This window comes from Niallia tiangongensis (assembly GCF_044704065.1).
Lineage (GTDB): Bacteria > Bacillota > Bacilli > Bacillales > Cytobacillaceae > Niallia > Niallia tiangongensis.
The window spans coordinates 337,028-352,662 of sequence record NZ_CP162613.1 but is presented as its reverse complement, the minus strand read 5'-3'; the positions used below and the strand labels follow the sequence as shown (position 1 = coordinate 352,662).

The following is a 15,635-nucleotide window of genomic DNA, read 5'->3' as shown; positions in this document are numbered from 1 at the left end:
AATGCCCCCTCTTATTTATTCGTTTGCTAATTCAAATTTATCATTCGTTAATGTAAATTTATCTTGTAATCCTGATGTTAAGTAAACCTTCTTATCTTTCGTTACAAAAATAGCTTCCATTCCATCCATTTTTTCCACTGCTACTAATCCTTCCTCAACTCCTTTTACGAATATCGTTGTGGAGTACCCGTCTCCGTCAAATGACTTATCGGAAACAATCGTTATACCAGCAACATCATTATTTACTGAATAGCCAGTTTTGGGACTAAGAATATGATGGTACTTTACTCCATCTACTTCCAAATAACGTTCATATATCCCAGATGTTACAATCGAAGTATCTGTTTCTTCCATTTTCCCTACCATTTCTCCTCTGTCTGAAAAGGGATCCTGAACACCAACTTCCCAAGGATGACCTGATGCATTCTTTCCTTTTACATAAATGTTCCCACCTAAATCGACAATTGCAGATTTAACCCCATTATCATCTAATACTTTGACAACTTCGTCTGTAATAAACCCTTTTGCAATTCCACCTAAATCCAACATCATTCCTTGTTCTGGCAAATAGACGGAGTGCTTTTCTTCATTTAATTCTATCTTTGCATAGTCGATAGAAGGTAGAACCGCATCTATTTCAGATTGAGTCGGCTTTTTCTCATCAGGGAATCCGATATGCCACAAATTAGTAAGTGGACCAATTGTGATATCAAAGTCTCCTCCTGAGTATCCACTATAATCTTTTCCCGCTTTCACTAAACGATAGATATCATCTGGTACCTGTACTGGTTTAAGACCAGCATTTTCGTTGATTTCATCAACAATCGACCCTTCTTCATTGACTGTAATTTGACTCGCAAGCAGCTCTATTCGATCAAACACTTGATCCAATACTCCTTCCTTATCCTTATCAAAAATTTTAATAGTTACTACCGTTCCCATTAAAAATTCCGTTCTTTTAGAGGGGGTACTAGTTACCCCTGTGTCTGTATCCTTTTGTTTGCCACAGCCTACTAATAAAAAGAGGGAAAGTAACAAAATCGCCGCCTTTTTTATTTTTTTCATTAAACTCATTCCCTTCTATGAATATCACATTATGGTCGTTTTATCTTTTCTATACATCATATAATTTGTTATCCTATTCACAATGTGAATTTTTTCACATTTATAACATCGTCATTTTATCATTGCATTCTCTAACTGTCTATCGACTTTTCAGTGTACAAAACCCTGTAAAACAGCTGATTTCCGGATTAATCATTGTCGTAATAGTGTTTATCAGTTCCCTCTTAAAATATGGAGAATTTATGACAAAAATCATTGATGATTAAATGTTTCGAAAATGTGAACAACAGAAATTTTAAATTGTATACATTCTATGAAGTCCATAGACAGATAAAAACCACATTGTTATATTAGTATTGTTCAAAACTTCACAAAAAGTAATTAACAAATAAGGGAGTGAATAGGAAGAATGGACAAAAAAAATATTGTCATTATCGGAGCAGGTTATGCTGGCGTACACGCGGCAAAAAAGCTTGCTAAAAAGTATAAAAAAGATGATTCGGTTTCCATTACACTTATAGATAGACATTCCTATCATACAATGATGACTGAATTACATGAGGTCGCTGCACATAGAGTAGAGCCAGATGCTATTCAATTCGATTTACGTCGTTTATTTAATCGTACAAAGGTGAAATTAGTTACAGACAATGTTAAACATGTTGATTATCAAAGTAAATTAGTAACAACAGAACACGGACAGTTTTCATTTGATTATCTAATCTTAGGAATGGGTGGCGAACCAAATGATTTTGGCACACCTGGAGTACAAGAAAATGGATTTACCCTTTGGTCTTGGGAAGATGCTGTTAGACTAAGAGAACATATTGAGAAAATCGTTCGTAAAGCAGCTAGCGTTCACGACGAAGCTACAAGAAAAGCAATGCTAACCTTTACTGTCTGTGGTTCTGGATTCACAGGAATAGAAATGGTTGGGGAACTTATTGAATGGAAAGAAAGATTGGCGAAAGACTATAAATTAGACGCAGAAGATATTACTTTATATGTTGTAGAAGCTGCTCCTACTATATTAAATATGCTTGAGCGCAGAGATGCAGATAAAGCAGAAAGCTATATGGTAAAACAAGGCGTCAAGATTCTAAAAAGCTCTCCAATCGTTGAAGTAAAAGAGGATGCCATCGTCTTAAAATCCGGCGAAGAGCTTCCAACCTACACCCTAATTTGGACTGCAGGTGTTCGTGCAAATTCTGATACAAAAGATTATGGCATGTCTGCTGGAAGAGCAGGACGATTAAAAGTTAATGCTCATATGGAATCAGAAGATTATAAAGATGTATATGTAGTTGGTGACTTAGCATATTTTGAAGAAGAGCCTGGAAAGCCTACTCCTCAAATTGTTGAAGCTGCTGAACAAACTGCTCTGACAGCTGCAAAGAATATTATTGCAGAAATTAGCGGTGGCGAAAAAGAAGCATATAAAGGTAAATACCACGGAGTAATGGTATCAATAGGAGCAAGATATGGTGTTGCGAATTTAAGTGGTATGCATTTAAGTGGCTGGTTTGCAAACTTCATGAAACATATGGTTAATCTATATTATTTCTTTGGCATCGGAAGCGGCTATTATATGTACCAATATGTGATGCATGAGTTTTTCCACACAAAAGATAAACGTAATATTTTCCGTGATTTCTTAACACGCTACGGCAATGTCCTTTGGAGTTTACCTTTACGTGTATTTGTTGCCGGTTTCTGGATAGTAGAAGCATGTGCAAAACTTTGGGGTGAATCTACATGGAAAGATTCTATCTCTAGTTGGTCAAAGGTTCCAAACCTATTCAATGGTCTAGGTGAAGATTCTTGGCTAACCGCTACAAGTGTGAAAATGCCTTTCGAATGGCTGCAAACAGCAACAAGCGGGGCAAGTGAAGCAGCTACTTCTACTGACTTTGCAACACCAATTTTAAGCAAAATGCCTTTCTGGTTCGAATGGATTATAAAAATCATGCTGCCTACACCAGAAATTGCACTATTTATGCAAAAAATGATGATTTTCATTGAATTAGCAATCGGTTTAGCAATTCTTGCTGGTTTATTCACATGGTTAGCAAATGCTGCAAGTGCCGCATTCCTAGTAATGTTTACACTAACTGCAATGCTTGGATGGGATAAAGTTTGGGCATTACCAGCTTCAATCGCCTTAATGAATGGATCTGGTCGTACATTTGGATTAGATTATTGGGTTATTCCTTTCCTTCAAAGAAAATTAGGTGACTGGTGGTACGGAAAAGAACGAGCGATATATAAAGACTATAAGTAATGGGAAAAATATGCTAGAAACATAGAGAATGCAACGTTCTCCGTGTTTCTAGCAATCCTTTGAATCAGCAAAGGAGAAAAAAGAAGCTATTTGATTTTATTCTTTGATGTTGTTAAAAGCTATGCTCTCAAATTAGTTGGTTATTTTTCGCTCCAATTAACCTGTTAAACACTAAAGTGTAGCCACAGAATAAAGCTTCAACTAAGATCCTATTCTTTTTTGTCCTATACTGATTAATAGGTATCAGTATTTATTTAACCTACAACCAACTTATTTATAGGAATAATTACATCCGCAAGAATGGAAGTTGAGAAGATGACGAAAAATCAACGCCTTGTATATATAGCACTGCTTGCGTCACAAGCTGTAATAATAAGCTTATTAGAACGGGCTATCCCATTTCCCTTTGCCTTTGCACCTGGAGCAAAGCTTGGATTATCAAATATTATTACATGCTTAGCTCTATACACACTTCCTACGAAAGATGCCTTTAAAGTAGTTGCGATTCGCCTTTGCTTAGCGACACTATTAGGAGGAACGCTTTCTACCTTTATGTATAGTGCAAGCGGGGCTCTCTTAAGCTTTATTGGCATGTGGAGTGTAAAGCAACTTGGCACTAAACGAATTAGCTTAATTGGAGTAAGTACCACCGGTGCAATTCTCCATAATATTGGTCAATTGGCTGTTGCAAGCTTTGTTGCACAAACATGGACTGTATTTTTATATCTGCCTGTTTTATCCTTTATCGGCATCTTATCAGGAATAGCCATAGGAATACTTGCCAACTATCTAATCACACATGTAGAAAAACTACAATATTATAGAGATTTATCGGAAATAAACGAATCTAGTAATGAAAGAGGGTAGACTATGCGTGTACATCAAATGTGGGATACGTATCCAGAATTAAAGAATGACTTGTCTAAAGTACTTCAATTAATTGAAAGCAATATTCGCGTTCGTGACAAAGTAGTAGAAAAAACGATTAAGGATTTAATCTATTCCGGCGGCAAGTTACTTAGACCTGCTTACTCCCTGCTTTGTTCACAAATAGGTCCTTCTAAAGACAAAAACCGTGCGATTGCAGTCTCAGCTGCATTGGAAACATTGCATATGGCTACATTAATCCATGACGACGTTATTGATGAATCACCTACACGGCATAATATTCCAACTATCCATGCTCATAATGGAAATAAGTTTGCCATCTATGCAGGTGATTATCTATTCTGCGTTTGTTTTACGATTTTATCTAAACACGCAACATCTCTATCTCATTTAGAATTTAATGCTCGCAGCATGGAAAAAATTTTAAGCGGAGAATTAGATCAATTAAATGCCCGATATCAATCTAAAGTTACGGTTAAAAATTATTTAACAAGAATCTCAGGAAAAACTGCCCAGCTTTTTGCTGTAAGCTGCTATTCCGGTGCGATTGAAAGTGAAGCGAGTAGACCACTAGCTATGAATGCTTGGAATATGGGGCATTATATCGGCATGGCCTTTCAAATAATGGACGATATTCTGGATTATAAAGGAGATAGCCTAACATTAGGAAAGCCTGTGATGGCGGATATTAAACAAGGTCATTATAATTTGCCTCTCATTTATGCTATTCAAGCCAATCCTAAAGAGCTGATTCCTATTTTAGATAAAAAAGACGCTTTGACTAATGAGGATATGCAGCAGATTTCTGAACTTATTTCTAAATATAAAGGGGTAGAAAAAGCGGAACTCCTTGCTAAAAAATATACAGAAAAAGCAATCAAACAACTTAATAAATTACCTGAAGGAGATTATAAAAATCATCTTTATGCGATTACAAATAGCTTATTAAAGCGAAAAGTATAGTATCCTTATAAAAAAATCCGAGCCCATCCATGCAGTTTGATTGTACAGATCGGGCTCGGATTTTTTCTGTATAAAAGCGCCTATTAACTTTTATACTTATCCTTAAACTCCCAAAACCCCGGAATACTATCTAAATCATATTGATAAGCAGACTCTATTAGCATGATTTTTAGCTCTTGTGAAAGGTCCGCCATATCATTTGGATTTGTTCTTTTCATTAATTGATTGACCTTTGGCTCAAACATCTTAATTAATTCTGTTAACATTTCAGGATCTACCTTTGCTCTTTTCACGATTGTATACATATCTGTCATTTGCCATTTTCCTTTCGTTGATTTGGTTGCATTTCCTTCCATTCCTTAAGGAGCTGATCCATTTTTTTGTCTAATCGAAGCAGAACAAATAAAGATAAAGTTAGTGGAAAGCCAAAGTTACTGATTATTGTCATCCATTGAGTCATGTCTATCAATTCCATCTACCTTCCTCCTTCCATTCATAAATGAAAGAATACGTTGCAAAGCTACTTTTCGCGTTTTTGAAACATATTGTTGTGATGTACCAATTGTTCGAGCAATTTCTGTATCCGTTAATTTATATAGGTATGCATAGGTTAGAACGGCTCGTTGTGAAGTGGTTAGGCTAAGAATGGCTGAATAAATCATTTTGTCTGCAATATATTCCTCTACACTTGCTCGCAAGACCTCCTTCTCCACTATCCTTTCTATTTCAGCCTCTTTATCATGTAGAGTAATGTCCTTCTCTCCTCCTTCTTCCTTTGCAGCCAGCATTAAAGGAAATCTTGTCTGATACATTGTTAGGTTTTTATTAAAATTAATGGTGCTATACTCCATTGAAGAAGTAATATACGCAGTAAACCGAATGGTAAAGAAATGCTTTTTAAAGGATTCGTCCAGCTTTTCTTTATTTTCCTTTGTTGGAAATTCTATCGCTTTTTTTAATAGAAGAAAATGTATCTTTTTTTCCAAAAAACTCTTTACAATTGGATTACTTAATAATGATTTATTTTCTTGCAAGAACGTGGTAAAAGCCTCTGATTGAAAAGAACGGAATTCCTTCATATTCACGCCTCCCAAAAGGAACGTATGTTCTGTTTTTGTTGTAAAAAAAGGGACTAATCTTCATTAGCCTCTTTCTCTTCATATATGTTATTTCTACCTCCTTCTATAATATAAAGAAAGATTTATCGTAAAAATAACAACCACTTGTCCTAATTTCATTTACTCGATTGCGAATAACTTAATATCAAAGATAACATTGTATGTATTCTCTTCCAATACGACAATAGTCCAATTTTTTGCTAAAATCGATGTAAATGAATGAAAGGATTCCTGCGATAAAGTTATTGTCCCCAATACTTCTCCTCGATCCTCAAAGTCTCTTCCCTCTACTAATTGATATTTTAGTGATAACAGTCTTTTTAACGTTCCCTTTGTTAAAAAGGTTATTTCATATTCATCTGCAATAATCTCTTTTACTCCTGGCTTATTTTTTTCATAATAAGAGAAAAGTGTTTCCCAATCCGGCAAACCATTTCCACAACTTTGAAAGAAAACAAGATCCTTCCTTTCCAAAGCCTGTATAATCTCTTCTTCCTTGTATCCATTACTTTTCACTTGTTCCAGCATTATCGCAAAATTCAACGCCACTCTTACCACAAAAATCCTACTCCCTTCGCATTTCATATTGATTTCATAACAAGAAAAAGATAAATTGGTAGAAAGACTTTTATTAAACAGCTTTCTTTTACTATTATCTGAATAGTTTAAGTATAATCTATTTAAAAAGGAGTGAGGGAGAATGATTAAACAAAATCCATTTGTTCCATATAGTATTGCAATGGTTACCCCGTTTGATGATAAGGAAAATCTCTGGCTGAGTGGCATCTATTCTTTAATAGATTACTATAAAAAGAATCATGTTCCTGCTCTGCTTATCAGTGGTTCAACAGGGGAGCAGCATTCGATGTCAATCGAAGAACGCATAACCCTCTATCGAGAAGCAAGATTAGCTGGAAAAGAAGATCTCCTTCTCATCGGAGGAGTAGCTGCTGTAAGAACATCTGACGCAATTCGATTGGCGGAGGCTGCCCAACGAGAAAATTTGGATGGAATTATGCTAGGATTCCCACCTTATTTACGAATGAGCCAAAGAGAAGCAGCTGAATACGTGAAAAAAGTGTGTGCTGTGACTGATTTACCAATTATGCTCTATAATAATCCATCACGTACTGGATTTAATCTGGAACTAACTACTTTATATGATTTAGTAGAGTACTATCCGCAAATCCAAGCCTTAAAAGAGGCAGGTGATCCTAGCAATGCACCTCTAGTCAAAAGTAAGCTCGGTCCTTCCTTCTCCGTTTTAACTGGATTCGATTTGCAGCTTTTAGATAATATGCAAAATGGTTATGACGGAATCACTAGTATAATAGGAAATATTTTCCCAAAAGAAATGCAACAAATTGTTCAATTGGTAAAAGCAAATGAATGGAAACGTGCAGAAGAACAATTCTCTAAACTACTCCCAACCATACATACCATCTTAGAAATAGGAATACTGCGAGCCATCAAATATGTACTAACAGAAAACGGCATGGAAGTAGGAATATGCAGAGAGCCATTATCTACTTTGAGTACACAAGAAAAGGGAACATTAAGAAATATTTTTAATAAAGGAGAGGTACTATGAGAAAGAACATCAAACACATCCTTTTATTATTAGTTTTATTACTTTTAACCTCTTGTAGCAATAACGGGGAGCAGGCTTCTTCCTCTAAGAAAGAACCGATTTCTTTAACTGTCTCTGCTGCGGCAAGCATGCAAGATTCATTAAATACGATAAAAAAGAACTTCGAAGAGGATCATCCAGACATTACATTAACCTTTAATTTTGGCTCATCAGGAGCTTTGCAGCAACAGATCGCTCAAGGAGCACCAGTTGATTTATTTTTCTCAGCAGCACAGGATAAATTAGATCTTTTGATAGAGGATGGATTTATTAGAGAATCAGATCATATAGACTTAGTAAAAAATAATTTAGTTCTGATCACTAATAAACAATCCAATACAACGATTAATAGCTTCTCTGATCTCGAAACATTAGATAAGGAAAAAATCGCCATTGGTATACCCGAGTCTGTCCCAGCAGGAAATTATGCGAAAGAGACGCTTCAAACTCTCCATATATGGGGAAAAGTACAGGAGAATATCATTACTGCAAAAGACGTCCGTCAAGTATTGTCTTATGTAGAAACAAACAATGTGGCAGCTGGAATAGTTTATGGAACCGATGCAAAGACATCTGATTCTGTTGAGATAGTTGCAATTGCAGAGGAATCAAATCATTCCCCGATTGTCTATCCGATCGGCATCCTCAAGGACAGCAAAAATTACGAGGCAGCAAAAACGTTTTATGACTATCTGCAAACTCCAACTAGTTTAAAGGTTTTCGAAGAAGATGGATTTATTGTTAACTAAAGAGGAATGGTCAAATTTTTGGTCACCGCTCTCCCTATCCTTACAAGTTTCTCTAGTTGCCACTATTGTCGTCATTGCCAGTGGCACGATACTTGCTGCCAAATTAGCCAGAAAAAAATTTAAAGGAAAGTCATTGCTTGAAACCTGTATACTTTTACCAATCGTTCTTCCTCCAACTGTTACTGGTTTCCTACTACTCGTTCTGTTTGGTAGAAATAGTATCCTCGGCAAAGTAATCGAATGGATCTTTCATCAGCCTGTCATTTTTACATGGTGGGCTGCAGTAATTGCTGCATTTATCGTATCCTTTCCTTTAATGTATCAATCAGCTAAAGCAGGATTTATTCAAATTGATCGCTCAATCGAGGAGGCAGCACGAGTCGATGGTGCAAATGAATGGAAAGTACTCACATCCATTTCCATTCCACTTGCTTCCCACTCTATCCTTTCTGGAAGTATTCTTAGTTTCGCCAGAGGACTCGGGGAATTTGGAGCTACCTTAATGTTTGCAGGTAATATTCCTGGAAAAACACAAACCTTGCCTACCGCTATTTATGTTGCTATCGATAATGGAAATATGCGAATGGCTTGGATTTGGGTACTATCCATCACGATTATTTCTTTTATAATGCTAGCTTTATGCCAGCCGAAGCAACGATAATCTTTTCCTTTGGCAACGTATTTCCTTATAAAGTAGTGTTAATACTTCTTACTGCAGAGGATTTATAATGAAAGCAACAGACAAGCATATCATTTGGCACTTTCCCTCTCTCTGCTTTAATCTAAAATGGACAATAATCCACATTTTTGTGAAATTAAGGAGATGATTTTGCATGAAAATTACGTATCATGGTCAATCCACTATTGAAATTAGTATAGAAGGAAAATCATTGGTTATTGATCCGTTTATTAGCGGAAACCCTGCGGCAGTTTCTAAAGTGGAGGAAATGAAAGTAGATGCTGTTCTATTGACACATGCTCACATGGATCATATTCTCGACGCTGCACCAATCGCTAAAGCAAATAATGCTCCGGTTGTCGCTAATCCAGAATTAGCTGCCTATATGTCATGGAAGGGCGTCGAAACAATCGGGATGAATATTGGAGGAACAATTGATTTAGGATTTACCAAAGTGAAAATGACACATGCATTCCACAGTTCAGGGATTATTGATGAAGAAAATAAAAACATCTTATATGGCGGAATGCCAGCTGGATATATTATTGAAGCAGAGGAAAAAGTGTTGCATCATGCTGGAGACACTGGACTATTCGGCGATATGAAAATGATTGGAGATCGACATGATTTAGACGTTGTTTTCCTACCAATCGGAGACCACTATACAATGGGACCTGAAGATGCACTACAAGCAGCCGAATGGTATCAAGCAAAACTAATCATTCCTATTCATTACAATACATTCCCTGTTATTGAGCAAGACGCAAAAGCGTTTGTAAACAAGCTTGAAGAACTTGGATTTAAAGGGAAAGTATTAGAGTTAGGTGAGACCTTCGAATTATGAGAAAAGCGGAGGCACCCGGTTAGGGGCATGTGGGGTGGAGCGACCTTTCCTGAGATATAGGAAACACGATGAACGTTAGTGAATCGATGTTGACTTATCGTAGGGAACGGGCGGGAAGCCCATCAGCCCCTGGGTGCCCGGAGCTAGACAATTAGAAAAGCGCAAGTGCCTTGCTCACCGCCGTACAAACTGTAGGGGCATCGACTGAGATATAGGCTACACGATGAGCTCTAGCGATTCGATGTTGACTTATCGTAGGGAGATGACCTGAAGTTTGCTAGGCGGTAGGCGCTGGAGCTAGACAATTAGAAAAGCGGAGAGCACCCGGCTTTCAGAAAACTTCTACTTTCTTAACAGTTAATAAAAATATTGCCGACGAACTTCGTTTGTCGGCAATATTTTTTTAGCTATTTTAGTAAGCAGTCCAGCCTCCATCAGCTGTAATAACTGTTCCATTTAAAAAGCTTGAATCATCAGATGCTAAGAACAGGGCAACCTTTGCAATTTCTTCTGCACTGCCAGCTCTTGGGTTAATAGCCATACCTAGCTGCTGTTTAGACGCACCGTATTGATTAATATTTGTCATGGTAGAACTGATATTGGTAATCACCGCTCCTGGAGCAATCGCATTACATCGGATTCCCTTATCCGCATACATAAAGCCAGTATTTTTCGTAAATCCAACAACCGCATGCTTAGAAGCCGTATAGGCTGCACCAGCACGAGCCCCATATAAACCTCCAGCAGAAGCGATATTTACGATGATACCGCCATGCTGTTCTAAAAATAATGGCAATACTTTTCTAGTAGAACGCATTACACTCGTTGTATTAACAGCAAAGATTCTCTCCCACGCCTTATCTTCAATATCAGCTGCTGGCTCCATATTGTCCATAATACCAGCATTGTTAACTAAGATATCTACTTTTCCAAAAGTGTCGACAGTTGAATCAATTAATAGTTGAATATCCTCTTCCACTGCTACATTTGTTTTGATAGCAAATGCTTTTCCTCCATTCGCTTCAATCTCCTTAACTGTTGCCTCTGCTCCTTCTACATTTAAATCAGAAACAACAACGCTTGCACCTTCTTTTGCGTAAAGTAAAGCAATCTCTTTCCCCATTCCAGATGCTGCCCCTGTAATAACCGCAACTTTATCTTGTAATTTCATATAACCAACCCCTTCTACTGAAATCGCTATCAAAAATAGTTGAATTATTTAACGTATTCACTACTCTTATAGTATAATTTTATTAAAATAAACTATTCAATCAGCAAAAAAACAAGATATGTTTCTTATGGAACAATAGAGTAGGTTTTTGTTCCATAACTCTAATTCTTCTGAAGTAATAGGGAGGCTTATTTATATGCAAACGAACGAAACTAGCTCTGATAGAAGAGTGAAAAAATCAAAAAAAGCACTAAAAAATGCCCTTATCACTTTAATGGATCAAAAGGACTTTAAAGATATTACTATTACAAACATTGTAGAGCTTGCTGATGTCAATCGGGGAACTTTTTATCGGCATTACCAATACAAAGAAGATTTGCTAGAGGATCTGACAAATGATGTGCTTGCTGATTTAATTTGGGCTTATCGCTTTCCCTATGTACATCTAGAAACCTTTGATGTCTCCACATTAACAGCGAAATCAATTAAAATATTTGAACATGTACAAAGACATGCCTTGTTTTATAAGCTAGTTTTCTCTTCTGACTTCCTATATGATTACCACCAGCGTATTTATCAGACTTTAAAGGATGTGAATAAAGAAGATTTTGAGTATGCACTAATAGATCCACACATCAACCGAAATCTTCATATCAGTTATCAGGCTAATGCAATTGTCGGCATGATTATGGAGTGGGTCAAGGAGGATTTTTGTTATCCTTGTGAATATATGGCAGAACAGTTATTAGCATTTATTCATAGTACCCAGTCACCCCCATCAAAAATAAAGATATTAAACTAATTTTATTAGATTTGACACCAAAGAAGGCTGATATCGTGCAAATAAATGGGATATCAGCCTAAGTTTTGCTTTTATTATCCAAAACTATTGCATTATCAGCCATTGCTTCATTTTATCAGCCAAACCAATCCAGAAATAACAAAAAGGCCGTCCATAAAGGACAGCCCCCTATTATTTATTACATTACTTTACTTTCTTCTTCCCATTGAGCAATTTCTTTTACTCTTGCTTCCACTTGCTCTGGAGTAAGACCATTATGTTTCACATAGAAGTTTCTTGGATGCGTGCGGCACTCATGGCTGCAGCTTCTCATATACTTCTCTTCATTTTCTTCACTGCATAGCATTTTGCGGTTACACTCAGGGTTGGCACAGTTTACATATCTTTCACATGGCTCACCTGTAAAGAAGTCACGACCTACAACAACATGCTCTTTTTGGTTAACCGGCACACTGATTCTTTGGTCGAACACATAGCATTGACCGTCCCATAGTTCACCTTGGACTTCTGGGTCTTTTCCGTAAGTGACAATTCCACCATCTAATTGACTTACATCTTCAAAGCCTTCTTTCATTAACCATCCAGAGAATTTCTCACATCTTACCCCACCAGTACAATAGGTAAGAATTTTCTTGCCTTCTAGCATATCTTTATTTTCTTTAATCCATTGTGGCAGTTCTCTAAATGTTTCAATTTCAGGCTTAATAGCACCTCTGAAATGACCAAGATCATATTCATAATCGTTACGAGCATCAATTACAATTGTATCTGGATCTTGCATTTTCTCATAAAATTCTGTTGGCTTTAAGTGCTTACCAGTTAACTCAAGTGGATTTACATCATCTTCTAAGCTTAAGTTAACTAATTCTTTTTTATGGCGCACATGCATTTTCTTAAAAGCATGTCCATCTGCTTCATCAATTTTAAAAATTGTATCGCTAAAACGAGGATCCTGTCTGAATGCTTCCATGTACTTTTCAGTTTGTTCTACTGTACCAGAAACTGTTCCATTAATCCCTTCATGCGAAATAAGAATACGACCTAATAATCCAAGCTCTTTACAGAAAGCTAAATGCTCCTTTGTAAATTCTTCCGGATTTTCAATCGTTACATATTTATAATAAAGTAATACTCGATATGCATTTCCACTCATAATTCAACACCCTATTCTAAACAATTTATCATTCTATACTTAACTATACAACAAATGTGACAACAGTAAAAACTCATTGCTCCAGTTTATTCATTGGACTTCCAACAACCAATTACATCGATTAAATTGATAAAACACAACAAACTTAGCAGTTATATAAATTTAACACAACTGATATATAAAATGTAGATACACAAACAAAAAGAGACTTCATAAAATCGAAATCCCTTCCTGCTTAGATTTATAATAGTAATTATAATATAATAAAATGTAAAAAGAAAGAAGCACATTTTACCTTCTAAGGAAATCTTCCTACAAGAACCTATTGTAACCCTTTAACTAGATGTATTATATTTTTCGTTTGTTGCATAATTAAATAATCAACTTGCTCTATACACTCTTCCAATGTTAATGGACGATTAATGATAGAAAAGCAACCTAAGAAAACATTTCTTAATGCGTCAGCATTTCTTCCAATACTACCTGAAATTAAGATAGTAGGAACTTCATATTTCACTCCCAAATTAGCAACATATCCAGGAGCCTTTCCATATAATGTTTGTTCATCACTCTGCCCTTCACCCGTAATAATTAAATCTGCATCTCTAATAGCTTCTTCTAAACGAGATATTTCCCCTACAAGTTTTGCTCCTGATTCCATTTTCCCTCCTAGATATAACAAGGCAAACCCTAGACCGCCAGCAGCTCCAGCACCTTTTTTCTGGGATAATTCATTACTACAGCTTAACAGCTCTATAAAGTTTGCTAATGCGTTATCATAGGATAAGATTTCTTCCTTGGTTGCTCCTTTTTGTAATCCATATATAAAACTAGCTCCCTCTCTCCCACAAAGAGGATTTTCTACGTCACTGGCAATAATAATATCAATATCTTTTAACCTCTTATCTAAACCAGATTCATCAACTTTTGCAATGGAAAGCAAGTCTTTTCCATAGATACTTAGGGAATCACCCTTTTCATCCCATACTCTTATCCCTAAAGCTTGTAGCATTCCTAATCCGCCATCATTCGTGGCGCTACCGCCTAAACCAATAATAATCCGATTACATCCTTTATCTATAGCATTTAACAGAACCTCACCAACACCATAAGTTGTAGTATGATTGATATTTCTTAACGGAAGAGGAACTTGAACTAAACCTGCTATATTGGCAACTTCAATGACTGCTGTATTATCCTCTGTTATCGCATAATATGTTTCTATTTTTTCCCCCAATGGACCAGTACATGATATCTGTATTTTTTCTCCTCCTACTGAGGTTAATAAGGCATCTACCGTTCCTTCTCCACCATCTGCCATTGGTTTTTCAACAATTATATCTGTTAGCGAAATGTCTTCAATAGCCTTTTTCATGGAAGATACTACTTGAACTGCTGTTGCACTGCCCTTATAGGAATCTGGCGCCAAAATGATCTTCATTTTTATTCCTCCATTCTATGGTCCTCTAAGCTATTTAAAAATAACGAGTATACTAAGTAAATAGAATTAATAACACTTAACATGCTAATCTCTTCGATTATTGGTGATTTAAAATCAGAATCACTTTTATCACTCACAAGAATGATTTCTTCTGCATTTCTTGCCAAAAAAGAATCTTCTCTCCCTGTTATCGCCATTATAGGGATTCCCTGTCCTTTTAGTACTTTCACCAAGCGAACGATAAATCTTGTATCACCTGAAAAAGAAATAACCAAAGCGAAATCTCCTTTTCTGAGAGAAAGAGCGTCCGAGATTTGATTCTCATGATTACTATATGCCGTTACATATTTTCCTAATCTTATAAATTTAAACTGTGCATTACGAGCTAAAAGATGAGAAAAAGTTACTCCAAAAAAAGCAAGTTTTTCTGCTTCATGAATCCTTTTTATAACACCCATTAAGTTTTTAGACTTCATTAATTCTTTTGTTTGTTCTAAGGAATTAGTTAAATCATTAAAGTACTCATTCAGTTTTTCTGGATAGAAATTATCCTTCATCTTATCTAAATTAAGCTCTGTATGATTAAACTCAATAAATGTCCTTGCATATTCCTTTAATTCCTTAAAAGATATATCATCAAAACGTTTACAGAAACGTGTAATAGTGGCTGGAGATGTATGACACGCATCTGCTACTTCATATATCGATTTATTTGGGAGTTCATACGTATTTCTCAAAATGTACTCCGCGATAACAATATCTGAATTTGACTGATCAGTGGAGGATTCAATAAAGTTTAACAGCTTTGCTATAAAATTATACATTTGATCAACCCTCTTCTACTATATATA

Annotated in this window: 17 protein-coding genes; 8 read left to right on the top strand and 9 right to left on the bottom strand. The window is 36.1% G+C overall.

Going from position 1 to position 15,635, the window contains the following annotated elements; genetic code table 11:
- Positions 1-15 precede the first annotated feature (15 nt).
- Entirely contained in the window at positions 16-1,065 is a 1,050-nt protein-coding gene (locus AB3U99_RS01820; RefSeq protein ID WP_400245092.1) for an FAD:protein FMN transferase, read from the bottom strand.
- A gap of 409 nt (positions 1,066-1,474) precedes the next feature.
- Here AB3U99_RS01820 and AB3U99_RS01815 point away from each other — a divergent pair, with 409 nt between their 5' ends.
- The 3 genes from AB3U99_RS01815 (at position 1,475) to AB3U99_RS01805 (ending at position 5,197) form a co-directional block, all read left to right on the top strand.
- Entirely contained in the window at positions 1,475-3,346 is a 1,872-nt protein-coding gene (locus tag AB3U99_RS01815; RefSeq protein ID WP_400245091.1) for an FAD-dependent oxidoreductase, read from the top strand.
- A 315-nt stretch (positions 3,347-3,661) separates the two neighbouring features.
- Positions 3,662-4,213 (top strand): Gx transporter family protein, encoded by a 552-nt coding sequence (locus AB3U99_RS01810; RefSeq protein WP_400245090.1) that lies wholly within the window; start codon positions 3,662-3,664, stop codon positions 4,211-4,213.
- 3 nt (positions 4,214-4,216) lie between these two features.
- Positions 4,217-5,197, top strand: coding sequence for a polyprenyl synthetase family protein (locus AB3U99_RS01805; protein ID WP_400245089.1), 981 nt, complete (start codon positions 4,217-4,219; stop codon positions 5,195-5,197).
- An 83-nt stretch (positions 5,198-5,280) separates the two neighbouring features.
- Here the strand turns inward: AB3U99_RS01805 and AB3U99_RS01800 are convergent, their stop codons facing one another.
- The 4 genes from AB3U99_RS01800 to AB3U99_RS01785 all read right to left on the bottom strand — a co-directional run bounded on the left by AB3U99_RS01800 (position 5,281) and on the right by AB3U99_RS01785 (position 6,873).
- Positions 5,281-5,511, bottom strand: coding sequence for a hypothetical protein (locus AB3U99_RS01800; RefSeq protein WP_400245088.1), 231 nt, complete (start codon positions 5,509-5,511; stop codon positions 5,281-5,283).
- Positions 5,508-5,672 carry a YvrJ family protein gene (locus tag AB3U99_RS01795; RefSeq protein ID WP_400245087.1) on the bottom strand — a complete coding sequence of 55 codons (165 nt, stop codon included), beginning with the start codon at positions 5,670-5,672 and terminating at the stop codon, positions 5,508-5,510. The genes AB3U99_RS01800 and AB3U99_RS01795 overlap by 4 nt, the downstream gene beginning before the upstream one ends.
- Positions 5,629-6,276 carry a sigma factor-like helix-turn-helix DNA-binding protein gene (locus tag AB3U99_RS01790; protein ID WP_400245086.1) on the bottom strand — a complete coding sequence of 216 codons (648 nt, stop codon included), beginning with the start codon at positions 6,274-6,276 and terminating at the stop codon, positions 5,629-5,631. Before AB3U99_RS01790 ends, AB3U99_RS01795 begins: the two co-directional genes overlap by 44 nt.
- A gap of 159 nt (positions 6,277-6,435) precedes the next feature.
- A complete protein-coding gene (locus AB3U99_RS01785) occupies positions 6,436-6,873 on the bottom strand; it encodes a hypothetical protein (protein WP_400245085.1) in 438 nt (145 codons plus the stop codon).
- Between the two features lie 142 nt (positions 6,874-7,015).
- Between AB3U99_RS01785 and AB3U99_RS01780 the strand changes: the two genes are divergently transcribed.
- The 4 genes from AB3U99_RS01780 to AB3U99_RS01765 all read left to right on the top strand — a co-directional run bounded on the left by AB3U99_RS01780 (position 7,016) and on the right by AB3U99_RS01765 (position 10,217).
- Positions 7,016-7,906 (top strand): dihydrodipicolinate synthase family protein, encoded by an 891-nt coding sequence (locus tag AB3U99_RS01780; protein ID WP_400245084.1) that lies wholly within the window; start codon positions 7,016-7,018, stop codon positions 7,904-7,906.
- A complete protein-coding gene (modA, locus tag AB3U99_RS01775; RefSeq protein ID WP_400245083.1) occupies positions 7,903-8,694 on the top strand; it encodes a molybdate ABC transporter substrate-binding protein in 792 nt (263 codons plus the stop codon). The genes AB3U99_RS01780 and modA overlap by 4 nt, the downstream gene beginning before the upstream one ends.
- Entirely contained in the window at positions 8,675-9,355 is a 681-nt protein-coding gene (gene modB, locus AB3U99_RS01770) for a molybdate ABC transporter permease subunit (RefSeq protein WP_400245082.1), read from the top strand. The genes modA and modB overlap by 20 nt, the downstream gene beginning before the upstream one ends.
- Positions 9,356-9,527: 172 nt before the next feature.
- Positions 9,528-10,217 carry a metal-dependent hydrolase gene (locus tag AB3U99_RS01765; RefSeq protein WP_400245081.1) on the top strand — a complete coding sequence of 230 codons (690 nt, stop codon included), beginning with the start codon at positions 9,528-9,530 and terminating at the stop codon, positions 10,215-10,217.
- A 412-nt stretch (positions 10,218-10,629) separates the two neighbouring features.
- Here AB3U99_RS01765 and AB3U99_RS01760 read toward each other — a convergent pair whose 3' ends face one another.
- The gene (locus AB3U99_RS01760; protein WP_400245080.1) at positions 10,630-11,388 is read right to left on the bottom strand and encodes an SDR family oxidoreductase; all 759 of its coding nucleotides are present in this window, start codon (positions 11,386-11,388) and stop codon (positions 10,630-10,632) included.
- 196 nt (positions 11,389-11,584) lie between these two features.
- On the opposite strand from AB3U99_RS01760, the gene AB3U99_RS01755 reads away from it, so the two are divergent.
- A complete protein-coding gene (locus AB3U99_RS01755; protein WP_400245079.1) occupies positions 11,585-12,190 on the top strand; it encodes a TetR/AcrR family transcriptional regulator in 606 nt (201 codons plus the stop codon).
- Positions 12,191-12,368: 178 nt separating this feature from the next.
- On the opposite strand, the gene AB3U99_RS01750 is transcribed toward AB3U99_RS01755, so the two are convergent.
- From AB3U99_RS01750 to AB3U99_RS01740, 3 genes are all read right to left on the bottom strand, one after another.
- Entirely contained in the window at positions 12,369-13,343 is a 975-nt protein-coding gene (locus AB3U99_RS01750) for a rhodanese-related sulfurtransferase (RefSeq protein ID WP_400245078.1), read from the bottom strand.
- 322 nt (positions 13,344-13,665) lie between these two features.
- Positions 13,666-14,784 (bottom strand): glycerate kinase, encoded by a 1,119-nt coding sequence (locus AB3U99_RS01745; RefSeq protein ID WP_400245077.1) that lies wholly within the window; start codon positions 14,782-14,784, stop codon positions 13,666-13,668.
- A 2-nt stretch (positions 14,785-14,786) separates the two neighbouring features.
- The gene (locus tag AB3U99_RS01740; RefSeq protein WP_400245076.1) at positions 14,787-15,608 is read right to left on the bottom strand and encodes a MurR/RpiR family transcriptional regulator; all 822 of its coding nucleotides are present in this window, start codon (positions 15,606-15,608) and stop codon (positions 14,787-14,789) included.
- Positions 15,609-15,635 lie beyond the last annotated feature (27 nt).